We start from the raw sequence: 23,986 nt of genomic DNA on the forward strand, positions 1-23,986 counted from the left end.
GACACCCACGTCATCCTCGACGGCACCCTGATCCCCACCACCCGCATCGCCGCGACCACCATCAAAACCAAAGGCACCAACCGCGGAACGACGGTGCATCTGTGGTACTCCGGCAAACACCGCAGCTTCGGCGGGAACATCCAGTTCCTGGCCAACGCTGAGGGATTCCCGCTCTGGGTGTCCCCGGTGCTGCCCGGCTCCCGCAACGACCTCTCCGCCGCCCGCGATCTCGGCATCGTCGGAGCGCTGACCGCCGCCGCAGCCGCGGGCCTGAGAACTCTGGCTGACCGGGCCTATCACTCAGCCGGCATCGGCATCCTGACACCGTTCAAGAAAGCCGCAGGCCAACCGCCCCTGGCAACCGACCACCACAGCTACAACCTGCTGCACAGCCAACTGCGCTGCCTCGGCGAGCGAGCCGCCGCAATGCTGAAAACCCGCTGGTCAGCACTGCGACGGATCACCCTCTGCCCCAAACGCATCGGCACCATCGTCCAAGCAGCACTCGTCCTCACCCACCACGAACACCACGGCCGCTACTGAGAAAACCTCAATGTGGCGTTCGGTGCGTTGAGCGCACCGAACGCCACATCGGATGCGTTCAACGCAACCAACGCCGCATCGGGGTGGGTCAGCCGAGCACGTCACGCCACTTGTCGGCGAGCGAGGTCAGGAACGCCGGGTCGCTGGTGGCCACCTTGGGGAAGGTGGCCAGGCGCTCGAAGGGGCGGCAGGCGTCGATGATGGCGCGGCTGTTGTAGGCGGGAGAACCGTCCACGTACAGCGGGTCCAGCTTGCTGCCCCACGTCTGCTTCATGATCTCGATGTCGCGCGACGGGTCGCTGCGGGTCGACATGGCCCAGATGACCTCGTCCGGGTCGGCGGGGTCGACGTCGTCGTCCACGACGACCACGTAGCGGTTCATGTACGCCGCGGCGGGACACTGGGCGGCCAGGTACGCGACCTGTCGCGCGTGTCCCGGGTACTTCTGCTGCAGCGAGACGGCGATGAACAGCCGCCCGCCGCCCGATTCGTGCGCCCACGCCTTCACCACGCCCGGCACGCCAGTGGCGGCGAGCTCGTCGTGGATCATCGCCGACTTCATCACGGTCCGCATGTACGAGTAGTCGTGCGGCGGTTTCCCGGGCGGCGCGCCGAGCAGGATCGGGTTGTCGCGGTAGTACATGCGCGTGATGTCGATGGCCAGGTTCGGCCGGCGCTTGCCCGAGTAGTACCCGGTCCACTCGCCGAACGGGCCCTCGTCGCGCTGGTGGTCCGGCCGCAGCCAGCCCTCGATGGCGATCTCGCTGCCGGCGGGGATGGGGAGCCCGGTGTCGGGGCCGAGCACCACCGGCACCCGAGAACCCAGCACCGCGCCCGCGTACTCCAGCTCCGAAACGCCGCCCGGCACCTCCGTGCCGCCGAGGACCAGCAACAGCGGGTCGTGGCCGAACGACACCGTGACCGGCGCGCGGCCCTCTTTCTCGAACCACGCGCGCACGTTCTGGTCACCGTGCTTGCCGGGGACCATGGCCACGGTGACGCCGCGGCCGTCGTCCTGGACCTCCATGCGGTAGCAGCCGCCGTTGTGGACGCCGGTTTCCGGGTTGGACGTCACTACGAAGCAGCCGGTGCCGATGAAACGGCCGCCGTCGTCCGCGTGCCAGCGGGGCACGGGGAAGTCGAGGAGGTTGACCTCGGATCCGGGCACTGAGTTGGCCAGCAGCGGCGCGTCCGTCACGGGCAGCACGGGGAAGTCCCGCGCCGTGGCCGACCACTGCGACGGCTTGCCGCGCAGGGCGTCCACCACGCCGACGGAGTCGAGGTCCTCGCCGAGCCGCAGCGTGCGGCCCAGCCGGCGCGGGGAACCCGTGCTGCCCGTCAGGACGCGCAGGCCGCTCGCGTAGCCCTTGATGTCGTCGAACAGCAACGCGGGCGGCGGGTCCATCCGGTAGCTCAGCTCGGCGATGCCGCCCAGCTCGAGGTCCCAGTCGGCGCCCTTCACGTCGCGCAGCTCGCCGTAGCCGGCGATCGCGTCGAGGTGGGTGCGGAGGCTGAGGAGGGGTTCGTCCGTCACTGCGTGCCGCCGAAGAACGAGGCGAGCGTGGGCCACAGGTCCGGTCGCTCCAGCAGGCTGAGGTGCCGCGTCTTCTCCAGCACCCGCAGCTCGGCGTTCGCGATACCCGCCGCCAGTGCCTCGGACATCGCGGGCGGAGTCGCGTAGTCCTCCTCGCCGACGACCACGAGCGTCGGGGCCTTCACGTCGCCGAGGCGGGTGCGTGCGTCCAGACCGCCGAGGGCGCGGCAGGCCGCGCCGTGAGCCGCGGAGTCGGTCTTGAGGAAGATCTCGCAGACGCGCTCGACCTCGTCCGGGTGGCCGGTGAGGAAGGGCTCGGCGAACCACCGGTCCCGCTGGAAGTCGAGCTGCTTGTCCCGGGGCACCGTCGTCGCGCGCTCGGCTCGCTCCGCCCAGACGGGCACGGCGTCGTCACCGTAGTAAGCCGTGCCGTCGGCCAGGACCAGCCGGTGCACGAGTTCGGGCCGCGTCGCCGCGAGGGCCAGCGCGGTGCTGGCGCCCATGGACAGGCCGACGACGTCGGCGGGACCGGCGTCCGCGGCTTCCAGAACCGCCGCCGCGTCCGCCGCCATGTCGTCGACGGTGAAGTCGGCACCGTTCCAAGTGGACTCGCCGTGGCCACGTGCGTCCAGCGCCAGGACCTGGGCCTTGTCCTCGAAGAACCGCGCGACCGGGTCCCAGACCGCTCCGGACAGCGCGAGCGGGTGCAGGAGCAGCAGCGGCCGGCCGGACGTGCCCGTCCGGTGGACGTGCAGCGTGCCCTGCGAGGTTTCGACGTTCACGCGGTGGCCCTTTCGTTCCTGGCGGCCCGGCGCGTGGCCGCGGCCTTGATCGCGGCGTGGATCTCGGAGTACGTGCCGCAACGGCAGATGTTGCCCTCCAGGTGCTCCACGACCTCTTCGTCGGTCGGCTGCGGGTTCTCACCCAGCAGCTCGTGGGCCATCATCACGAACCCGGGGATGCAGTAGCCGCACTGCATCGCGCGGTTGGCGACGAACTCGTCCACCACCTCGTCGTCGTCCGGCAGGCCGTCGGCGGTGGTGATCTCGGCACCGTCGAAGCGCGCGGCCCGCGAGAGGCACGTCGACACGCTCTTGCCGCCGACCAGCGCCGTGCAGGCGCCGCACGCGCCGACCCCGCAGCCTTCGCGCACGCTCGTGGTGCCGAACTCGCGGCGCAGCACGTCGAGCAGCAGCTCGTCGTCGGCCACGCCCAGCTTGCGGCGCAGGCCGTTGACCTTCAGTTCGATCTCCCTCACGGCTGTTCCTCCAGCGCGGTCAGGACGCGTTCGGGCGTCAGGGGAAGCGTGGTGATGCGCACGCCGGTCGCGTCGCGCACGGCGTTGGCGATGGCCGGCGCGAGCGGGATGATGGTGGTCTCGCCGACGCCCTTCGCGCCGAACGGGCCCGTCCGGTGTGGACTCTCGATGATGATCGGCGTGAGCTTGTCCGGCATGTCCTTGATGGACGGCAGCTGGTAGTCCAGCAGCGTGCCGTTCACGATCTGGCCCTCGTCGAACACCATCTGGTCGAACAGCGCGTGCCCGATGCCCATGATCGCCGCGCCCGAGAGCTGCTGCTCCACCATCGCGGGGTTGATCGCCCGGCCCACGTCACCGGCCACGGCCAGGTGCTCGATGTGGATGCGCCCGGTCGCCGTGTCCACGGTGAGCTGCACCGCGGCCGCGCCGGCGAACCAGTGCTCGGTGACCTGCGGCGACAGGCCGTTCTCGTGGTCGTAAGGCTGCCACGACGTGGTGAAGTTGGCCTCCGCCGTCAACGTCGTGCCCCGCGCACCGAAGTGCCCGTGCAGCAGCTCCGACACAGAGACGGTTTCCTGCGTCTGCGCGCTGACGAGACCGTCGGACGTGAGCTTGATGTCCGTCGCCTCCACGCCGAAGCGCTCCGCCGCCAGCTCCACGAGCTTGTCGCGCATGTTCTCCGCGGCCAGGCGCACGGCGTTGCCGGTGTGGTAGGTCGAGCGGCTGCCGGCGGTGATCGTGTCGTACGGCGTCACGTCGGTGTCGGCCTGGATCACGCGCACGTCGCCCTCGCCGAGGCACAGCACCTCGGCCGCGATCTGCGCCATGATCGTGTCGCTGCCCTGGCCCATGTCGATGGTGCTGATCAGAAGCGACGCCGAGCCGTCCTGGTTGAGCTGCACCACGGCGTTGGAGATCGTCGGCGTCAGCACGGCCTTCACGCCGACCGCGACTCCGCGGCCGCGCACCAGCGTGCCCTCCTGCTTGACGAACGGCGTGCCCCACTCGATCGCCTCGGTCACGGCGTCGAGGCTGCCGAGGAAGTCGGCGCTGTGCATCGGCGTGCCGACGGGTGCGATGTCGCCTTCGCGCAGCATGTTGCGGCGCCGGAACTCCACCGGGTCCTCACCGAGCTGCCGCGCGAGCTCGTCGGCCAGCGACTCGTGCGCCCACGTGACCTGCGGCACGCCGAACCCGCGGAACGGCCCGGCCGACGGCTTGTTCGTGTACACGCACCGCGACCGCACGCGCACGTTGTCCACTTTGTACGGACCCGGCGCGACCAGGCCCGACTTCGCGGTGATGCGCGGGCCGACGTCGGCGTACGCGCCGGTGTCGTAGCGAACGTCCGAAGTGGACGCCACGATCATGCCGTTCTCGTCCGCGGTCATGCTGCCCGCCACCGCGCAGCCGTGGCGCGTGGTGAGGAGGAACGCCTCTTCGCGGGTCGCCGTGATCTTCACGGCCGCCTTCTGCGTCCACGCCAGCGCCGCGACCAGCGGTTCCAGGCGGTCGTACATCTTCGCGCCGAAGCTCCCGCCCAGCGGCGCGGTGCGCACGCGGACGCGGTTCAGCGGCAGGTCCAGCAGGTCGGCCAGCGACTGGCGCACGTACGACGGCGTCTGCGTGGTCGCCATCAGCTCCAGCCGGTCACCCTCGCACCAGGCGGCCGCGTACGGCAGCTCGATCGGCACGTGGTGCGTCGGCGGGCACCAGAAGTCGTACGACACCGTGGTGCCGCTGACGCTCGACGGGTCGCCCTTGCGCAGGTTGTACTCGTAGTTGACGTTCGTGTCGCGCTTGCCGCGCAGGTGCTTCAGGTCGCCGAAGACGATCGACGGCCGCAGCTCGTCGTGCACGAACGGTGCTCCCTGCACGGCCTTGTCGACGTCGTGCACCGGCTCGAGCTCGTCGTAGGAGACCTCGATCAGCTCGGCCGCCTCCCGCGCCTGCTTGACGCCGTGGGCGATCACCGCGGCGATCGGTTCGCCGACGTAGCGCACCTTGCCGTAGGCGAGGCACGGCTGGTCGGAGAACGCGGGCCCGGTCATGAGCCGGTCGCCGAACTCCGCGTACAGGTCGGCGCCGGTCACCACGGCGACCACGCCCTCGGCCGCGAGCGCGCGGCTCGTGTCGATGGCGGTGATCGTCGCGTGCGGGCGCGTGCTGCGGTGCACGGCGACGTCCAGGCACGGTCGCACGGGCTGGTCTGCCGCGTAGCGCAGCTCGCCGCGGACCTTGGCCCGGCCGTCGACACGCGCCCAGCGCTCACCGACGGCGGCGACCGAAGATCGAGACTCGACGGTGGTCATCGCTGCCCTCCTTCCAGGACTTGCGGATGGCTTCTTCGACGGCCACGAGACCGAGGCGCCGTTTGTAGTCGGAACTCCCGCGCACGTCGGGAAGCGGGTCGAGCAGCGGCGTCGCGGCGTCCTTCGCCGCGGTGACGACGTCGTCCACCGACGTGTCGGCCGCCGCCTCGAACTGCAGGAACACGGGCACGTGGCTCAACGCGCCGAGGCCGAGCCGGACGTCGCGCTTGCCGCGCGAGCGTTCCACGACGAGCGCCGCCGCCGAGGCCGCGGGCCAGTCGTTGGCCGCGAGGCTGGAGAGCTTCGCGAAGTGCGCGCCGGCGGATTCGGGCTGGCTGGGGATCTCGATCGCCGACACGAGCTCGCCGTGCTCCAGCGCGGTCTGCTGGAAGTCGACGAAGAACTCGCGCGCGGCGACCTTGCGCGAGCCGCGGCGCGAGGTGAGCTCCACGGTCGCGTCGAGCACCATCAACGCCGTCGGCGGGTCGAGCCGGTAGTCGCCGTGGGCGATGTTGCCGCCGACGCTCGCCGTGTTGCGCACGCGCGGATTGGCCACCCGGCTGTACACCTCGGCCGCGAGCGGGGCGACCCGGCGGACGATCGGGCTGGTCTCCATTTGCCGCAACGTGACCAGCGGACCGACGCGCAGCCCCTTCGAGGTCTCGGTGATCTCGGCCAGGCCCGGCACGCCGCCGATGTCGACCAGGTCCGTGGCGAACAGCACACCCTGCTTGAGCAGGATCTGCACGGCCGTGCCGCCGCCGTAGACCATCGTGTCCTCACCGTCGTCGAGGAGCGCGCACGTCTCGTCGAGCGTGGTGGGGTAGTGGTAGGCGGTCACTTCTTGCCGCCGAACAGCTTGGCGAGCAGGCGGCGCCACCACGATTCCTTCGCGGGCGCGGCGTCACCGGCCGGCGTCTCGGCGACCCGCTTCTTCGGGCCTTCCCGCTTGGCGATCACGCTCGCCAGGCCGGGGTTGTCCGGCCCGGGCGGGCCCGCGGCGCAGATCTCGGCGAACGCGGCCACGAACTCCCGCTCCACCTCCTGCGAGCGGCGCCGGACGATCGACTCGCCCATGCGGCCGATCTTGCCCCAGATCGCCACGTCGAGGCTGTAGTCCACTTTGGACGAGGAGGCGCCGTCGGGCTGCACGCCGAGCCGGGCGTCGATCTTGATCGAGCTGCCGAGCTTGTGGTCCTCGCCCTTCAGGAGGGCCTTGACTTCCTCGGGCTCGGTCAGCTCCGTGATCTCGGCGGAGAACCCGGCGCTGAACTTCACGTGCGCGATCTCGTTGACCAGCTTGCCGCGGTAGTGCGTGCTGTCCGAACGGACCAGCTCCGCGGCGCCGGGGATGGCGACCCGCATCGTGTCGGGGTCGAGGAAATGGGCGAACACGCGTTTGTGGTCCGCGGGGACGACAAAGGAGGATCCAAGCTTCATAATGACCACCATAGAGGACTAAGTGTCTGCTCCACAGGACGTTACTGTATCAATGGTTGCTGATCCAGCCACAGTCACGGCCGAATGACCTTGTCGCGGCGGTTGCGTGCCGTAGCGGGGTCGGCCTGCTTTTGGCCGGACCAGCAACAGGTCCTGGCGAGTCCGGAAAGGGCTCGGCTACCGTGCGCTCAAGCAGAATGGCGAGGGGTGACGGATCATGAGCGACGTTCCGGCGGTGCTGAACGCGGTGCGGCTCCTGGAGCGAATTGCCCGCGATTGGCCGGAGCCGGTGTCTTCCGGGGCGCTGATCGAGGAGCTGGGGCTCAACCGCAGCACGGCGTACAACATCCTCGGCACCCTGCAGCGAGCCGGCTGGACCGCGACGCGCGGCGACCGCGGGGGCTGGTCGCTGGGGCCGCGGCTGCTCTCGATGGCCCGCGTGTCCGAGGACTGGATGACCGACATCGTGCAGCAGGAGCTCGATTCGCTGAGCCAGCGCACGGGCTTCATCGTCTTCGCCGTGCAGCGCCACGGTGCCGCCGAGTACTCCGTGCTGGCCAAGGGTGACCGCGGCAAGGGCGTGCGGATCACCGTCGGCATCGGCGACACGTTCCCCTTCTCCGCGCCCGCGATCATGCGCGCGTTCTACGCGTGGGAGGACCCGGCCAACGTCGAGCGGCTCGCGGATCGTTACGGGCTGGAGGGCTTCACGGCCGAAACCGTCACCACGCGGGCCGCGCTGCGTGCGGAGCTGGCGGCCACGCGCGAGCGCGGCTACAGCGTCAGCATCAGGGAGTTCGACCTCGGTCAGTCCGGGCTGGCGGCGCCGGTGTTCGACGCTCAGCGGCGCGTGTCGATGGTCGTCTGCACGCTCGCGTTCTCCTCGGAGCTGAACGAGTCCACTGTGGATCAACATGGCTCGCTGATCCGCGAATGCGGACTCAGAATCACCGATCGCACCGGAGGTGCGGTGAAAATCGAGGAATAGTTCCGCATCTGCGGAAGTATTCCGATCTTGCCTGGTCGCGCGTTTCTTGACCGCTGTCGACCGGCTCGCTTAATGTGCCGCATGCGGGACTCAATGTCCTCAATAGAGGACAACGTGTCCCGCCCTTCGAATCTCGATCCGGCCCATGGCGGCCCGGAAAGGAGATGGCCATGAGCGACGTAGCCGTCAAACCCACCTCGTGGACCAAGACCCTGACCCGCACCCAGTGGCGGTCACTGATCGCAGCCAACCTCGGCTGGCTGTTCGACGGCTTCGAGACCTACGCCCTGATCCTCACGGCGGCGGTGGTGCTCAAGCGGCTCGACCCCGGCGCGCCCGCGAGCCAGGTCGCGTTCCTGACCGGTGCGACCATCGCCGTGACGCTCCTGGGCTGGGGCTTCGGCGGCATCCTCGGCGGCGTCTTCGCCGACTACTTCGGCCGGCGCCGGGCGCTGCTGACGTCGATGGTCCTGTACGCGGCGTTCACGGGCCTCACCGCCGTGTCGTGGTCGTGGACGTCGTTCCTGGTCCTGCGCTTCATCACCGGCTTCGCGCTCGGCTCCGAATGGGGCACGGGCACGTCGCTGGTCGCCGAGACCTGGCCGGCCAACGCGCGGGCCAAGGCCGCCGGGCTCATGCAGTGCGGGCTCGGGCTGGGCTTCTTCATCGCGTCGGCCTGCTGGCTGTTCATCGCGCCGCTGGGTGCGGACTCGTGGCGCTACATGTTCCTCATCGGCGTGCTGCCGGCGGTGTTCGCGCTGTGGCTGCGCAAGTCGGTGCCCGAGTCCGAGAACTGGAAGAGCGCGCACAAGCGGCGCAAGGAACTGAAGGAACGCAAGGGCGAGGCGCTCACCGAGCACGAGCAGTCGTTCACGCGGCTCACGTTGCGCCAGATCATGATCGACCCCAAGCTGCGCAAGCTGACCATCCTCGGGTCGCTCATGTCCCTGGTGACAACGCTGGGCTGGTGGGGCATCTCCACCTGGGTGCCCGCGTACGTCTCTTCGGTCGCGGCCCAGAACGGTGCTTCGGGCCAGTCGTGGGCCAGCGCGGCCGGGATGATCTACAACGCGGGCGCCATCGCCGGGTACATCTCGTTCGGCTTCATCGCCGACCGCTTCGGCCGAAAACCCGCGGTGCTGTTGTTCTTCGGTGCGTCGCTGGTGCTCACGCCCGTGCTGTTCCTGTGGACGCACAGCCTCGGCCTGATCGTGGTCGTGCTCGTGGTCAACGGCTTCTTCACCCTCGGCCAGTACACGTGGATGCCGGTGTGGCTGCCCGAGTTCTACCCGACGCACCTGCGCGCGACCGGCGCCGCGTTCGTGTTCAACGCGGCGCGCTTCGTCGCCTTCCTCGGCCCGCTCACCGCGGGCGCGATCATCTCGCAGCTCGGCGGGTACGGCGTCGCCGCCACCGTCGTCGGGCTCATCTACATCCTCGGCCTCGTCGTCGCCCCGTTCTGCCCCGAGACGCGCGGCCAACAGCTGCCCGACTGATCCTCGTTCCTCCCGACCCCCGCGAAAGGCCCCCGCATGTCGACCGTCCGCATCTCCGCCCCAACCGGCGGGGGCACCGGCGTCCACCCGGCAACCGCGCGCATCCTCATCTTCGCCTTCCTCGGCACGCTCTTCGACGGTGCGGAGCTGAACCTCGTCGGCTACCCGCTGGCGTACCTGTCGGAAAGCCTGCACGTGAGCACCATCCAGATCGTGCAGGTCGCGACGCTGCAAGGCTTCGCCTCGATCGCGGGCGGCATCCTCGTCGGCTGGCTCGGTGACCTCTACGGCCGCCGCTGGACCTACACGGGCTCGGTGGTCGTCTTCGGGCTCGCCGCGCTGCTGGGCGGGCTGGCGCCGAACTACCTGCTGTTCCTGCTCACACGGCTGCTCGCCGGCGTCGGCATGGGTGGCCTGTTCGGCCTGTCGTACTCGATGTTCGCCGAGGCGTGGAAGACGAGCAAGCGCGGCCTGATGGGCGGCTCGATCCAGTCGATGTACATCGTCGGGCAGATCGTGACCGAGGGCGTCATCTACTTCTGCATCGTCCAGTTCGGCACCGCGACTGGCTGGCGCGCGGGCTACATCGTCATCGGTGGCGTGACGCTGCTGATCGGTGTGCTGTCGGCGATCATGCTGCCGGAGTCGGAGCAGTGGCGGACCTATCAGCGGGAGCTTCGCGAGGGCCGCGTTCCCGAGGACAAGCGGCGCACCAAGGTGCCGATCTTGGACCTGTTCCGCAACGGCTATGCAGGCGGCACCATCCTGTTCATGGGCATCGCGACGGCGCTGTTCCTCACCACGAACTCGATGATCTCGTACCTGTCGACGTTCCTGATCAAGGTGGAGAAGGTGCCGCTGGGCACGGCCAGCCTGATCGTGCTGCTCAACCTCATCGTCACGGCGGTCACCTATCCGATGGCCGGCGCGCTGTCCGACAAGATCAAGCGCAAGTGGGCCATGTTCGTCGCCGGCGCGTTCGGCGTGGTCGGCTTCGCCTGGTTCCTCATCCTCGTGGTGGGTCACAACGCGAAGATCGGGTCGAACTTCTGGGGTGCGCCGACGTTCTGGGCGCTGATGTTGTGCGCCGCGGGTGCCAGCGGCTTCGGCGTGCTCGGCGTGTGGATGGCCGAGTTCTTCCCCACGCGCGTGCGCTCGACCGGCTCGAACCTCAGCTACTACGCCGGCCGCGGACTGGGCGCGGGGCTGTTCCCGCTCATCGCGCTGTCGATCGCCGGCACGGTGCCGCTCGCACTGGCGTTCGGCATCGTCGGCCCGGTCGCGGCGGCGGTGCTCTCCCTGGCCGCGCCCGACTCGACCGGGCGGCGGATCGAAGCCGTCGAATAGGTCTCCAGCTGTGGTGCCTTGCCCGGTCCGTCGTCACTCGGCGGACCGGGCAAAACGCTGTCCTGCAAGGGATGGACCCTAGGCCGGCTTGGTTGCGACCAGCTTGGCCACGGAGAACACGCCGGCGGCCCGGGCCGCGTCGAGCGCGATTTTCGAGTCGTGGAAGAGATCGTTGCGGTCACCTTCGTAAGTGAGCCACTTGTCCCGCTCCTCCTCGGGCGTCGAGCCCCAGCAAGGGCCGGACGGGAAGAGGTCCACCGCTTCGCGCACGTCGAACCCGGCGGAGACCAGCATGTCCCGGTACTGCTCGACGGTGGCGTGGTACGGGATGCAGAACCCGCGGTTGACCTCGGCCATCACCGCCTCGATCTGCTCGGGGCTGCGGTGATCGCCCCACGGGCGCTGGATCCAGTCCACGGCGGCCAGCGTGCCGCCCGGGCGCAGCACCCGGAACGCGGCGTTGAAGAAGGCTTGTTTGTCCGGCAGGTGGACCACCGACTCCTGGTAGGTGATGGCCGCGAACGCGGCGTCCGGCCACGCCCCGAGCGTCCGGTACTCGGTGTCCCCGACGGAGTGGAAGAACGCCTTGTCCGCCAAGCCGCGCGCCGCGGCCAGCCGCTGGGCTTTCGCCGTCAGCGCGTCGTTGTTCGAGATGCCGACGAACCGCGCGCCCGACATCTCCGCCATGTTGACCACCGCGCCGCCGACCCCGGAACCGAAGTCGAGCACGAGGTCGCCGGCGGTGATCCCGGTCGCGGCGACCAACTGGCGCTGCATGTCCAGCGCGGCTTCCTCCGAGGACAGTCCCGCGTTGTGAGCACGCTCGTCGCCGTGATGCCAGGCATCCTGGGGCATCATCACGGCATAGGCGTCGATGGCTGCGTTGTAATAGCCACGCACGGACTCTTCGACTCCGCCAGTGTTTGTCACTGAAGTCACTTCTGCACCCCTTCGGACCCGCCTGATGGCGCGGATGATGATGGCATCGGCCCCGGAACGCGTCCAGCCGCCAACCGGGCTGCGCGCCGGGCACCGACTCGCGTGTGCGCGCCCGCGTACCTCCAGTACGGCTTCGTGTCGATGCGTTGTTCAGGTGAACTCTTTGGCCCCGCAGGCACACTCAGACACAGCTTTTCGTGGCCGGATCGCCCCGTCAGACGTAGCGGCGCAGTATTCCTCCGTCTAATCTATCGACGGCTCTCTTGTCTGCCCGCCAACTGGCGGTGGCAGCGTTAGGCCGAATGCGCAAAGCACGAATGAATGGTGAATACGGCGTCATGGTCGGAGCGAGTGTGTCGATGGCTGATTTATCGATGTACACCCACCTCAGCGGACAACTCGAGCGGCTTTGTGAAGTAGTCGGTTTCGACGGCACGGACGGCCGTCACCTGGGCTTATTGCGCGGCCTGCTGGGCCCGCAGGGAGAAAAAAGCCTGGCGACACCTCCTGAATTCCCCTCGAATGTGGCGGACGACACAACTCCCGTCGAATTCTCGCTCGCCTTCGACACCACGGGCGAATGCGTGGTGCGGGTCCTCGGCGAGACCGTCGGGTCGAGGAGTCCCCGCGAGTTCCTCGACCAGGTGGCCGGCGAGTACGGCCTGGTCACCGACCGGCTCGACGCCGTCGCCGACCTGTTCCTGCCGCACGAGGAGCGGCAGGGACCGTTCACGCTGTGGTACTCCCTGATTTTCCGGCCCGGCCGCGCGCCGAAGATCAAGGTCTACCTGAACCCGCAGATCAGCGGCCCCTCGATGGCCGATTCTCTGGTCAGTGAAGGGTTGCGCCGGCTGAACATCGACGAGGCGTTCGATCCCATGATCGAGCACGCGCTGCGCCGCGGCGAGCGGGACAACTTCTCGTTCTTCGCGCTCGACCTCGACGACGATCCTCTCTCGCGGGTGAAGGTGTACGTGTCGCACGAGGCCGCGGACTCGTCCGACGTCGAGTTCGCGGGGGAGCTGGTGGCCGGCGCCGACCCACTGCTGATCCGCGAGTTCCTCGCCGTGCTGGGCGGCGGGAAAGGTCCGTTCGAAGGCCGGCCGCTGGTCTCCAGTTATTCTTTCGTCGAGGGATCAGGAGCCCGGCCGGCCAACTACAGCGTCTATCTTCCCATTCGCAGCTATGTGCCCGATGACGAAGTGGCGAACGCCCGCACGCACGCCGTTCTCGCGCAGTACGGCTTCGACGGGACAAAACTGGACAAAGCCCTGGCAGCGGTTTCGCAGCGGCCTTTGAGTGCCGGTGTCGGGCTGATCGCGCACGTTGCTCTGAGAATGGGGGAATTCGGCTCGGGAATCACCGTCTACCTGTCGTCCGAGGCATATCAGGTTCTGCCGGCTCGAAAGAGGCCGGTCCTCGGACCGGTTTCGTGACTGCGGTAGTTTTTCACCGACACCAGACAGTGGAGGAAATACCTGATGCGGACCTTCCCGCCCTACCGGGCCCAGGTTGTCGCCGAAATCCCGGTCACCACCCGCGCGGAGCGTGAGCGCGCGCTCGCCGCGGCCGGCTACAACGCGTTCAACCTGCCGGCCAACATGGTCTCGATCGACCTCCTCACGGACTCGGGAACCGGCGCGGTCTCCGCGAAGCAGGAGGCGGCGGCCGCGGCGGCGGATCGCTCTTACGCAGGCTCCGAGTCGTTCTTCCGCTTCCGCGAGGCGCTGAGCGAGCTCACGCACTACCCCCACCTCTTGCCGGTGCACCAGGGCCGTGCGGCCGAGCGCGTGCTGTTCACGAACGTGCTGGGGCCGGGCAAGATCTCGGTGAGCAACACGCACTTCGACACCACGCGCGCCAACGTCGAGTTGCTCGGCGCCGAGGCCCGCGACCTGCCGTGCGCGGAGTTCGGCGACCTCGACAGCCTGGAACCGTTCAAGGGCAACATCAACCTCGACGTTCTGGAGCAGCTGCTCACCGGCCCGGAGGCCGACCGGGTCGGCATGGTGCTCGTCACGATCACCAACAACGGCGGCGGTGGCCAGCCCGTGTCGATGGCGAACCTGGCCGCCGCGAGCCGCCTGGCCCGCGCGCACGGCGTGCCGATCTTCCTCGACGCCGCGCGGTTCGCGGAGAACGCTTGGCTCGTGGTGCAGCGCGAACAGGGCTACGCGGGCAAGACGCCGCGCGAGGTGGCCGAGGAGGCGTTCGGCCTCGTCGACGGCTGCGTGGCCAGCCTGAAGAAAGACGGCATCTCGCCGATGGGCGCGTTCATCGGTCTGCGCGATCCCGAGCTCGCGCAGCGCTGTGAGGCGCTTCTCATCGCCACCGAGGGGTTCCGCACCTACGGCGGCCTCGGCGCCCACGATCTCGACCGTCTCGCCAGGGGCCTGCAGGAGGTGCTCGACCCGCACTACCTCGAGGCGCGGGCGGCCGAGGCCGCGCGGCTGGCGCAGCTCGCGAACGACGCGGGCGTGGACATCGTGCAGCCGCCCGGCATCCACGCGCTGTACCTCAACGCCGGCCGCCTGCTGCCGCACCTGCCGGCGAGCCGGTTCCCGGGCCACTCGCTCGCGTGCGAGCTGTACCTGGCGGGCGGGATCCGTTGTGCGGAACTGGGTTCGCTCTACATCGGTGAGCTCGACGAGAACAACGAGCTGGTGACGCCGGCGCCGTTCGAGCTCGTCCGGCTGGCGCTGCCGCGCCGGACCTACTCCCGGGGCCACTACGACTACGTCGCCGAGATCCTGAGTGACATCGCGAAGAACCCGGAAAGCGTGCCGGGCTACCGGATCGTCGAGGCGCCGAAGATCCTTCGGCACTTCAACCTGACGATGGCACCCGTCGTCTGATCCAGTCCACAGTGGAGGGTTACTTCCGGTCGGGAGTGACCCTCCACTGCGTTCCATGGAAGCCGGTGTCTCACGCAGGCTGCGGAACCACGGTCATCGCGTGCTTGACGAGGCGGATCAATGCGATCTTGCTCGAGTCCCGCTGCCGCGCGTCGCACATGACGATCGGCACGCGGTCGGGCACGACCAGCGCCTCCCGGATCTCGTCGGCGGTGTAGCGCGGGGCGTTGTCGAAGCAGTTCACCGCGACGATGAACGGGATCCGCCGGCGCTCGAAGAAGTCGACGGCCGCGAAGCTCGTCTCCAGGCGGCGCGTGTCCGCGAGCACGATGGTCCCGATCGCGCCGCGCGCGAGGTCGTCCCACATGAACCAGAAGCGTTCCTGGCCCGGCGTGCCGAAGAGGTACAGCACGTGGCGCGGTGAGATCGTGATCCGGCCGAAGTCGAGTGCGACCGTGGTGGTCTTCTTGCGCTCGACACCGGACAGGTCGTCGACGCCGTGGCTCGCCTCGGTCAGCACCTCCTCGGTGGACAGTGGCGGGATTTCGCTGACCGAGCCGACCATGGTGGTCTTCCCGGCGCCGAACCCACCGGCGATGATGATCTTGACCGGTGTGGGGACCGAGTCGGCGCCCTTGCCGTCAGAGCTTGATGAGGCCATCGAGAACCGCCTGGAGAGTTTCGTGGTCCGGCGCCTGGGCCGGCTGGTGGGACGGGGACCGCGTGATGACGAGGCCGCGCTCGATCAGGTCGCCGCACAACACCCGGACAACACCGAGCGGCAGCTTCACGTAGACCGCGATCTCCGCGACCGACAGCGGCCGCCGGCACAGCCGGGTGATCGCCAGGTGCTCCGGGCCGAGGCCGGCCGGCTCCTGTTCCGACTGCAGGGTCATCACCTGCGTGGACACGTCGAGCTGCGCGCCTTCGGACGGCGTGCGGCCGCTGGTGATCGTGTAGGGCCGCACCAGCGGTCCGGCGGCCTCGTCGTACCAGTTGTCGTCTGTCATACCGCCTCCGCGGGAACAGGTAGGTCGGCAGTCGTCACGTGGCTTCCCTGAGCATGGTGGCGGCTTCGCGCGGCGCCGAGGCGAGGTAGTCGCCGACGCGCTTGACCAGCCGGTTCATCTCGTAGGCGATCATCTCCACGTCCACATCGGCGCCGGCCAGCACCGCGAGGCACGCGCCCTGGCCGGCTGCCGACACGAAGAGGTACCCGCCCTCCATCTCGATCATGTTCTGCAGCACGGGACCGCGGTTGAACTGCCGGCTCACCCCCTTGGCGAGGCTCTGCAGGCTGGACGCGATCGCCGACAACTGGTCGGAGTCGTCCTTGCTCATGCCGCTCGACTTGCCGAGCAGCAACCCATCGGCGGACAGCACGATGGCGTTCTGCGCGCCGACGACGCGGTGGACGACATCGTCGAGGAGCCAGTTGAGGTCGGGTTTGGAGTTCCCGTACTCGTTCATGCGGAGAGACCTTGACTTTCCTGTGTGGACTTTCCTGTGTGCTGTCGCGGACTAGGCATCGTCGGTGCCGCCACGGGCGCGGCGGGTGCCCTTGTGGAACGCCAGCAGCGTGCGGGCCGTGGCTTCGCCGGTGCCTGCGACGTCGACGTCCTGGTCACCCGGGTCGTCCTGCTGCAGTTGTGCGACGAGGTTCTGCTGCGGCTGCCGCCGGGGCAGCCGGGGCCGGTCGTCGCCGACCAGCAGGCTCTGATCGGGCTCGCGGGCCGGTTCCGCCGGCGCGGCGACCGGCACCTGGACCGGCGGTTGCGGTTGCGGGGGTTCCGGCTCGCCCGGGGTGTACGCACGAGCCGGGTACGGCCTCGGCTTGGCGTCTCGCCTCATCGGGATCTGGCCGGTGAACGAGCTGGTGGGTTCCATGACACGCGGTGAGCTTTCCAGTGCCGGACGCGCGGCACCGCCCACCGGCTCCAGCACCCCGGCTTGCTCACGCGGGGCTTCGGACCGGAACTCGGCGTTGCCGACGGCGTCGACCGACTCGTTGCCGGCCAGGTGTTGGGACGGGATCAGCACGGTGGCGCGTGTGCCGCCGTACCGGGACGGGTCGAACGTGACCGTGATGTCGAGGCGCGAAGCCAGGCGCGCGACCACGAACAGGCCCAGGCTCGAGTCGGCCCGTAGCGCCATGGCGTCGAACTCGGGCGCGTCGGCCATCATCGCGTTGGCCCACTCGCGCACGGCTTCCTTCATGCCGAGGCCCTGGTCGGACACGTCGACGACGACGCCGCGCGCGACCATGCGGCTGGTCACCTCGACCGGCGAGCCGGGCGGGGAGAACGACGTGGCGTTGTCCACGAGCTCGGCGATCAGGTGGATGGCGTCGGCCACGGCCGAGCCGACGATCGACACGTCGGGCACCTGCTCCACCTGCACCCGCGAGTACTGCTCGGTCTCCGAGACGGCGGCGCGCAGGACCTCCATGAGCGACACCGGCTTGCGCCAGCGCCGACCGGGCTGTTTGCCGCCGAGGATGATGAGGTTTTCCGTGGTGCGGCGCGCGCGGGCGGCGAGGTGGTCGAGCTGGAACAGCGACGCCAGCTGCGTCGAGTTCTCCTCGCGGCTTTCCATCTCGTCGAGGATCTGCAGCTGCCGGTGCACCAGCACCTGGTTGCGGTGGGCGATGCCGAGGAACACGTTGTGCACACCGCTGCGGGCCTTCGCCTCGCTCGCGGCCGCGTTGACGGCGGTCAGCTGGGCGGCGTTGAAGGCCTCCGCCACCTGGCCGATCTCGTCGCGGCCGTGGTCGAGCTGCGGGAGCTCTGCGCCGACGTCCACGGCTTCGCCGTTCTTGAGCCGGTCGACGATGTTCGGCAGGCGGTTGCGCGCGAGGTCGAGCGAGTCGTTGCGCAGGCGCGCCAGCCGCGTCATCAGGGTGCGGTCGACGAGCGATCGGGACACGCGCACGGCGACGATGATCGCGACCAGAGAGGCGATCAGGGCCGCGATACTGCCGATGATCGCGTTGCGTAGCTGCGAGTCGCCGGAATCGATGGCGGCGGCGGACACCTCGTCGCCCTGGGCGATCGTCAGCTGGGTGAGGCTGTTCGAGACCTGGCCGGTGAGAGTCAGCCAGTCCGCTGAGGTGACTGGCACCGTGTCCCGGTCCTCCGGCGTCCACGGGCCGTGCTTCACCAGTGCGCTCTCCGCGTCGGTGAGCTGTTTCCAGCCGGGGCTCGCCACGAGCGCCTGGTAGTCGTCGCGCACCGCGGGCTCGAGGAACGGCGCGATCTGGCTGACCTGAGTGCGGTAGAAGCCCGTCAGCTGCGTGAACTGCACGAAGTCGTCGGGTGCGAAGGTGCCGCTCGCGAGCGCGCTGGTCACCAGCGAGGTTTCGCGCGACATCAGGTCCGTCGCCCGGAACAGCGAGGTCGCGGAGATCGCGCCCTGCACGGCCGTCGCGTCGGGCACGATGCGGGCCTGCGTGTCGAACAGCGTCGACGCCGTGTCGAGCACGCCGTTGAAGTAGCTGTTCACCTGCGCCCGGCCGATGGTGCGGAAGTTGATCTGCGAACGCAGCACCGGCAGCTGGTCGAGCTGGGTCTTCAGCGCGGTGACCTTGTCGGCGATCTCGGCGGGCGCGCTCGAGATGGTGGACGCGAAGGCGTCCTGCATGCCCCTGAGCTTCTCGTCGGTGCCCTTCTGCAGCTGCTGGAGCTCGCCGATCCCCGCGTTGGGGGTGTCGAGGAACTGAAGCGCGACTTGGCGCTCCTGCTGCAGTGACGACAGCGCCTGGATCGCGGGGATCGACACCTCACGCACGGAGACAGCGACGAGGCGCACGTACAGGCCGTTGATGAAAAAGTACGACGAGACCGCGGCCACCAGCACCAGCAGCGTGATGCTCGGGATGAGAACGGTCCTGGTCAGCCTTTTCCGGATCGACTTGTCGTACGCCTTGTCGGACTCATCTTTGTTCTCCACGACGATTCACGAACTCCTGAGTCACAGTCGGCGAAAAGCCGGAAGCCGGCAGGGGAAGCGGACACGACGGTGGGACCGGGGCGGCCGTCGTCACGAGTCCTCGACTCACCCTTCGTTTCACCACGGAACAGATCAGGGTCCGTTTTTTACCATGAACCGGGCCATCATGGTGCCACTGATCGGAAGCTCGACCTGCCGATGAGTGGCCCACCGTGACCCATCACTTCGCGTGAGGAGTCGATTACCGGCATTTCTGGTGGTGATGACCCCAGCAGGCAACCTCTTGGACGTGTGCTGAGCTGAACGGGTGAATGCGAAATCCGGGGGAAGGTGGTGAATCCCACTGGCCGGGTAGTCGCCGAATTGATTTGTCGACATACGAGTCGACTGTGTCCGAGTGTTCGGTGGGCTGGGCGGGTCAGTGTCCTGTCCGGATTGGTTCGGCGGGTAGCCAGGCCTGCATCAGCGCTGCGTATCGACTTGACTGGACCAGTAGTTCGGCGTGGCTGCCGAGCAGCGTCTCTCGTCCGTCGAGCACCAGGACGCTGCGCGCCCGCATGGCTGAGGACAGGCGGTGCGCGATCACGACCAGCGTGCCGCCGCGGTGGGTGAAGGCGCGTTCGGCGCGGGCCTCGGCGGCGGGGTCCAAAGTGGACGTCGCTTCGTCGAGGATGACGATGCGCGCCGCGCTCGCGTGGACGCGGGCGAGGGCGATGAGCTGGGCCTCGCCGCCGGAGAGCCCTTCGGCTTCGTGGCCGAGCTCGGCGTCGAGGCCGCCGAGGCGGGTGAGCAGCTCCTCGGCGCCGACGGCTCGGGCGGCGTCGAGGAGGTGCTCGTCCGACGCGGTGGGAGCGAAGAGGCCCAGGTTGTCACGCAGCGTGCCGGCGAAAACGTAGGCCTGCTGGGGGATGAGGGCGACGAGCTCGTGCCGGTTGGCGGCTTCGGCGACGGGCACGCCGCCGAGCAGTACCCGGCCGGCCTGGGGTGTGAGCAGTCCCGTGAGCAGGCCCGCGAGTGTCGACTTGCCGATTCCGCTCGGCCCGACGACGGCGAGGTGATCGCCCGCGCGCAGGTCGAGGTCCAGTCCACGCACGACGGGTTCGGGCGCGGCACCCCAGCGGAAGGTGAGGCCGCGGACTTCGAGGTCGGTGCCGTGGGCTTTTCGGGTTTCGAGTTTCGGCGGTGGTACTTCCGCAGTCTCGGCCAGCCGCTTGAGCGCCACGATCAGCCGGAGCACGACGGTGCTCGCGGTGGCGGCCAAGCCTCGCAGCGCCGGTTGCATCGTCGTCGCCAGGTAGACCAAGGCACCGAGCGCCGCCCCGGCTGTCAGCTGCTTGCTCTCGACCAACCCCGGTGCGACCGCCAGGCTCGCGATCAACGGGACGAACGCCCCGAGCGAGATCACCAACGACCTCGCCGCCCCGGAATACGCCACCTTGACGGCAGCCTCAGCCTGCTTCTCGACGGCGTCGTACACCGCCAACGCCGCCCCTGGCTCAGCCCCGCAGGCCACCACGTCCCACATCCCGCCGAGCACGGCGCCGGTGGTCTCGGCGGTCCGCTCGTCGGCCAGCACCAGCGCCCGCTGCCTCCGCGCGAGCGACGGCAGCAGCGCCGCGAACCCCGCGACGGCCACCACCACGGGCACCGCCACCGGCAGCAGCAGCTGCCCCGCGACGGTCGCCAGCCCCACGATCGCCGCCGCCGTCGTCACCACCATCGCGCGGGCCTGCACCAGCAGTCCCGCCGTGGCGTCGCGCACCACCTCCACGTGCTGCGTGATCCTCGCGACGCCACTCGCATCAGCCGCATTCCGCGGCGGGCTGGGGTCGTGCAGGACGCCGCGCACCACCGCCGTCACCAGCGCGTCCCGCAACGGCTCCACCACCCGGCCGAGCTGCCGCCACACCAATCGCGACCCGAACGCCCCGGCCAGCGCCGCCACCCCGAACAACGCCAGATAACCAACGCCCACCCCCGGCGCCCCCACCGCAAACCCCCGATCGACGGCCAGCTCCACCAACCGCCCGGAGAAAAACGCCGGCGCCCCTTCGAGCGCGGAGCAGGCCAGGAGCACGAGCCCGCCGCGCCATTGCCGGAGGAGCGTCGTGCGGTAGAGGTGAGTGACGCTCATCGTGCCGCCTTCGCGGGGTACTCGGCCGCGGCTTGGTGTGGACGGTCGGCTGGTTTCGTGTGGGCGTGGTGGCCCTGCGGTGCCGTGGGTTGTGCCGCGAGTGGCGGGGCGGCGCAGGGTTGGCGTGCGGGTGTCGTGTGGCGGAGGTCGATGGTCAATCCGCCGCCTTCGCGTTGCGGTCGGCTGGGGTTTGTGTGGCCGCACTGGCCCTGCGGCACCGTGGGTTCGGCCGCAAGCGACGGGGTGATGCGAAGGTGGCGGGCGGGTGTTGTGCGGTGGAGGTCGTTGCGTCGCCGGGCGGCTGGATTCGCGCGGTCGCGTTGGCCTTGCGGCGTCGTGGGTTGTGTCGCGAGTGGCAGGGCGGCATGGAGTTGGCGAGCGGGCGTCGTGTGGCGGAGGTTGTTGGTCATCCCCGCTGCCTTCGTGTTGCGGTCGCGCTGGCCCTGCGGTACCGCGGGTTCTGCCGCGAGTGGCAGGCGGCGTCGCGTTGGCGGGCGGTCTGTTGTGCGGTGGAGGTCGTTGCGTCGCCGGTCGGCTGGTTTCGCGTGGGCGTGGTGGCCTTGCGGTGCAGTGAGCAGCAGGGCGGCGCAGGGTTGGCGAGGGGGCGTTGTGCGGCGGAGAGCGTTGGTCATCCCGCCTCCGTGAATACGGCGCGGTACCGCGGGTCTTGCCACAGGGCGTCGTGCGGGGCGATGGCTCTGACGTGGCCGTCGTCGAGCCAGATGACGGTGTCGGCGCGGGAGGCGAGGGCCGCGCGGTGGGTGACGACCACCAGGGTTCGCGCGCGGACGTCGGTGAGGACGGACTGTTCGGTGACGGTGTCGAGGCCGGCGGTGGCGTCGTCGAGGAGGAGGACGCGCGGGTTGTGCACGATGGCCCGCGCGAGGCCCACGCGCGCCGCTTCGCCGCCCGAGAGCGGGGTTTCGGCGAGTGGCGTGTGGTAGCCGTGGGGGAGGCGGGTGATGACGTCGTGGATGCGGGCGGTGCGGCAGGCCGTGCGGACGGCGGTGTCGCCGGCCCAGCTGCCGTAGCCCACGGCGTCGGCGACGGTGGCGCCGAGCAGGTGCGGCCGGGCGAAGCCGAAGCCGACGACGGCGCGGAGTTCCTCGGGGCGCAGGGTGGTGAGGTCGCGGCCGTCGAGGTGGGCTTCGCCGGCGTCGGGGGTGGTGAGGCCGCCGAGGAGACTGACCACAGTGGACTTCCCGGAGCCGGATTTCCCCACTATGGCGGTGAATGTGCCGCCGGGGATGGTGAGCGTGGTGGGGTGCAGGGCACCTGGGACGGTGGCGTTGCGGAGAGTGAGTGTCCCGTTGCCCGGCAGGAGGCCGAACTTGCCGCGTTCGGGGGTGGGGACGTCGAGCACCTCGGCGACGCGCTGGGCGCAGCCGCGGGCGCGCGAAACCGTGGTGAGCAACGGGATTTGCGTCACGAGCCCCATGCCGAGGGCGACGTAGCCGAGGGCGGCGAGCACGTCGCCGACCGTCAGCCGGTGGTCGAGCACCCCGAACCCCGCCGCGGTGAGCGCCGCCAGCTCCACGGCCGGCAACAGCAACGCGGCGCGCCACACCATCTTCGCCTGCGTCCGCCACATCCCGCGCCCGGCAAGACTGAGGCGGGGCAACGGTTTCAGCACCCGCTCGGCCTCCCGGCCGGCGGTCCCGGAGGCGGCGATCGTGGCCAGGCCGGCGCCGGCGTCGAGCAGTCGCGCCGCGAGCTCGCCGGAGACGCGCTGGTAGGTGAGGACGTCGTCGGCGGTGTTCTTGAGGTGTGACCGCGCGAGGAGCAGCGCCACGGGGATGCTGCCGAGGAACACGAGCGCCAGCCGCCAGTCGAGGACCGCCAGCAGCACGATCGCCCCGACGGAGATCACCGCGGCGGACACCAGCTGCACCACGACCGGCACGATGCCGCCCGCCCCCACGGCGTCCCCGGCCATCCGGCTCACCGCATCCCCTTCGGCGAAGGGGGTTTTCGTCTTCTGGGCGAGCAGCCGATCGATCATCCTGCGCCGCAACCACGCGCCGGCGCCACTGGTGACCCGCACGACGACCACCCCGCCGACCACGTCGGCCACAACCTCGGCCCCACCGACGACCACCAACCAGCCGATCTGTTTGGCGGCACCGCCACCGCTGATCACGGCATCGGTGGCCCCCGCCAACGCCCCGGGCAACAACAAACTCGCCCCCACCGCGACAAACCCCACCACGACGAGCACCCCCACCCGCCACGGATCCCGCTTGGCGACTTCGCGCAGCAACCGATCCCCGGGCGAGGTTGGTTTCGGCGCTTTCCCGGCCTTTCGGCTGCGGCTTGCCACGGGCGGTGGCAAGCTGGCGGGTGATTCGGCAACTTGCCGCGCAGCTCCGCGGGATGCCAGCCGGGTTCGTGCCGCTCGGCTGCGGTGTGCCGCTGGCTGTGGCAAGTCGGGTGATGGTTCGGCAACTTGCCGTTCGACTCCGCCGCGTGCCGGTCGTGCGGCACGGTCGTGGCGTGCCGTCGGCCGCGGCAAGTCGGGTGGTGTTGCGGCGTCTTGTCGCGCAGCTCCGCCGGATGCCAGCCGGGTTCGTGCCGTTCGACGCTGGCGTGCCGTCGGCTGTGGCAAGTCGCCATTCGACTCGGAGAACTGCCGTCGCGCTCGGTTGCTTGCCGCTTGCGGGGATGCCGTCGGTGCGGCGCTTGCCGGTGGTTCGGCAACTTGGCGCTTGGCCCCGCCAGATGCCGGTTGAGCTCGTGCCGCCCGGTCGTGGCGTGCCGTTGGCTGTGGCAAGTCGGAGTGAGACTTGGCAACTTGCCGCTCAGGGCGGTCAGTTGCCGGGCGGGGTCGTGCGGTGGGGGTGGGGTGTGCCGTTGGTCGTGGCAGGTCGTTGTGTGGGGTGGCAACTTGCCGATCGGAACTGGTGCTTGCCGGTGGTGGGGCGGGCGTCGAGTGGCGATGTGCCGTGGGGTGTGGCAAGGCGAAGGGTGTTGTGGCAACTTGCCACTCGGAACCGGTGCTTGCCGAATCGGTGCGGGGCGTGGCGGGGCCGGTGGTAGGCACCGCGTCGACGGGATTGTCGGAAGGTGCTCCGTACCCGGGCATCTCACTCCTCGTCCAACGAGCCAACCAGCCCAACCTGTCGCCAACCGCGCGGCAGAACCCAGCGAACCCGGTGACCAAACCCGCAGCCCCGGGGCAGAATGGTGAGG

At 69.5% G+C, this 23,986-nt stretch carries 19 protein-coding genes; 6 read left to right on the forward strand and 13 right to left on the reverse strand.

All coding sequences use genetic code 11. The features are described 5' to 3' along the window. Positions 1–543, forward strand: a 543-nt coding sequence (locus ACFY1H_RS10360; RefSeq protein ID WP_386945969.1) for a transposase family protein, incomplete at its 5' end; no start/stop codon positions are given. Between the two features lie 88 nt (positions 544–631). Here the strand turns inward: ACFY1H_RS10360 and ACFY1H_RS10365 are convergent. Genes ACFY1H_RS10365 through ACFY1H_RS10390 form a run of 6 tightly spaced genes read right to left on the reverse strand, consistent with a single transcriptional unit; the run spans position 632 to position 7,090 of the window. Then, positions 632–2,077, reverse strand: a complete 1,446-nt coding sequence (locus ACFY1H_RS10365; RefSeq protein ID WP_386945971.1) for a UbiD family decarboxylase — start codon at positions 2,075–2,077, stop codon at positions 632–634. Beyond that, positions 2,074–2,859: an alpha/beta fold hydrolase gene (locus ACFY1H_RS10370; protein ID WP_366577531.1), complete on the reverse strand. Its 786-nt coding sequence runs from the start codon at positions 2,857–2,859 to the stop codon at positions 2,074–2,076. The genes ACFY1H_RS10365 and ACFY1H_RS10370 overlap by 4 nt, the downstream gene beginning before the upstream one ends. Next, complete coding sequence (locus tag ACFY1H_RS10375) at positions 2,856–3,335, reverse strand: (2Fe-2S)-binding protein (RefSeq protein ID WP_285970963.1); 480 nt, start codon at positions 3,333–3,335, stop codon at positions 2,856–2,858. Before ACFY1H_RS10375 ends, ACFY1H_RS10370 begins: the two co-directional genes overlap by 4 nt. Beyond that, the gene (locus ACFY1H_RS10380; RefSeq protein WP_366577533.1) at positions 3,332–5,650 is read right to left on the reverse strand and encodes a xanthine dehydrogenase family protein molybdopterin-binding subunit; all 2,319 of its coding nucleotides are present in this window, start codon (positions 5,648–5,650) and stop codon (positions 3,332–3,334) included. The genes ACFY1H_RS10375 and ACFY1H_RS10380 overlap by 4 nt, the downstream gene beginning before the upstream one ends. After that, positions 5,607–6,491 (reverse strand): FAD binding domain-containing protein, encoded by an 885-nt coding sequence (locus ACFY1H_RS10385; RefSeq protein WP_386945973.1) that lies wholly within the window; start codon positions 6,489–6,491, stop codon positions 5,607–5,609. Before ACFY1H_RS10385 ends, ACFY1H_RS10380 begins: the two co-directional genes overlap by 44 nt. Next, a complete protein-coding gene (locus ACFY1H_RS10390) occupies positions 6,488–7,090 on the reverse strand; it encodes an SRPBCC domain-containing protein (RefSeq protein WP_366577537.1) in 603 nt (200 codons plus the stop codon). The genes ACFY1H_RS10385 and ACFY1H_RS10390 overlap by 4 nt, the downstream gene beginning before the upstream one ends. Positions 7,091–7,307: 217 nt before the next feature. Here ACFY1H_RS10390 and ACFY1H_RS10395 point away from each other — a divergent pair, with 217 nt between their 5' ends. From ACFY1H_RS10395 to ACFY1H_RS10405, 3 genes are all read left to right on the forward strand, one after another. Further along, the gene (locus tag ACFY1H_RS10395; protein ID WP_366577539.1) at positions 7,308–8,078 is read left to right on the forward strand and encodes an IclR family transcriptional regulator; all 771 of its coding nucleotides are present in this window, start codon (positions 7,308–7,310) and stop codon (positions 8,076–8,078) included. A gap of 170 nt (positions 8,079–8,248) precedes the next feature. Then, positions 8,249–9,574 (forward strand): MFS transporter, encoded by a 1,326-nt coding sequence (locus ACFY1H_RS10400; RefSeq protein WP_366577541.1) that lies wholly within the window; start codon positions 8,249–8,251, stop codon positions 9,572–9,574. A 36-nt stretch (positions 9,575–9,610) separates the two neighbouring features. Next, positions 9,611–10,921: an MFS transporter gene (locus ACFY1H_RS10405; RefSeq protein ID WP_366577543.1), complete on the forward strand. Its 1,311-nt coding sequence runs from the start codon at positions 9,611–9,613 to the stop codon at positions 10,919–10,921. Between the two features lie 78 nt (positions 10,922–10,999). On the opposite strand, the gene ACFY1H_RS10410 is transcribed toward ACFY1H_RS10405, so the two are convergent. Continuing rightward, complete coding sequence (locus ACFY1H_RS10410; protein WP_366577545.1) at positions 11,000–11,821, reverse strand: methyltransferase domain-containing protein; 822 nt, start codon at positions 11,819–11,821, stop codon at positions 11,000–11,002. A gap of 341 nt (positions 11,822–12,162) precedes the next feature. Between ACFY1H_RS10410 and ACFY1H_RS10415 the strand changes: the two genes are divergently transcribed. Together ACFY1H_RS10415 and ACFY1H_RS10420 are read left to right on the forward strand one after the other, a co-directional pair. Continuing rightward, positions 12,163–13,296, forward strand: coding sequence for a tryptophan dimethylallyltransferase family protein (locus ACFY1H_RS10415; RefSeq protein ID WP_366577547.1), 1,134 nt, complete (start codon positions 12,163–12,165; stop codon positions 13,294–13,296). A gap of 45 nt (positions 13,297–13,341) precedes the next feature. After that, a complete protein-coding gene (locus ACFY1H_RS10420) occupies positions 13,342–14,715 on the forward strand; it encodes a tryptophanase (protein WP_366577549.1) in 1,374 nt (457 codons plus the stop codon). Between the two features lie 70 nt (positions 14,716–14,785). On the opposite strand, the gene ACFY1H_RS10425 is transcribed toward ACFY1H_RS10420, so the two are convergent. The 6 genes from ACFY1H_RS10425 to ACFY1H_RS10450 all read right to left on the reverse strand — a co-directional run bounded on the left by ACFY1H_RS10425 (position 14,786) and on the right by ACFY1H_RS10450 (position 23,057). Then, the gene (locus ACFY1H_RS10425; protein WP_285970954.1) at positions 14,786–15,376 is read right to left on the reverse strand and encodes an ATP/GTP-binding protein; all 591 of its coding nucleotides are present in this window, start codon (positions 15,374–15,376) and stop codon (positions 14,786–14,788) included. After that, positions 15,357–15,725, reverse strand: a complete 369-nt coding sequence (locus tag ACFY1H_RS10430) for a DUF742 domain-containing protein (protein ID WP_285970953.1) — start codon at positions 15,723–15,725, stop codon at positions 15,357–15,359. Before ACFY1H_RS10430 ends, ACFY1H_RS10425 begins: the two co-directional genes overlap by 20 nt. Positions 15,726–15,759: 34 nt before the next feature. After that, positions 15,760–16,185 carry a roadblock/LC7 domain-containing protein gene (locus ACFY1H_RS10435; RefSeq protein WP_285970952.1) on the reverse strand — a complete coding sequence of 142 codons (426 nt, stop codon included), beginning with the start codon at positions 16,183–16,185 and terminating at the stop codon, positions 15,760–15,762. 51 nt (positions 16,186–16,236) lie between these two features. Continuing rightward, on the reverse strand, positions 16,237–18,663 hold the full coding sequence (locus ACFY1H_RS10440) for a nitrate- and nitrite sensing domain-containing protein (protein ID WP_366577551.1): 2,427 nt from the start codon (positions 18,661–18,663) through the stop codon (positions 16,237–16,239). Positions 18,664–19,081: 418 nt separating this feature from the next. After that, entirely contained in the window at positions 19,082–20,797 is a 1,716-nt protein-coding gene (locus ACFY1H_RS10445; protein ID WP_386945978.1) for an ATP-binding cassette domain-containing protein, read from the reverse strand. A gap of 628 nt (positions 20,798–21,425) precedes the next feature. Continuing rightward, positions 21,426–23,057, reverse strand: a complete 1,632-nt coding sequence (locus ACFY1H_RS10450; protein ID WP_386945980.1) for an ABC transporter ATP-binding protein — start codon at positions 23,055–23,057, stop codon at positions 21,426–21,428. Positions 23,058–23,986 lie beyond the last annotated feature (929 nt).

It is taken from the genome of Amycolatopsis sp. NPDC001319 (genome assembly GCF_042896185.1).
Taxonomy (GTDB): domain Bacteria; phylum Actinomycetota; class Actinomycetes; order Mycobacteriales; family Pseudonocardiaceae; genus Amycolatopsis.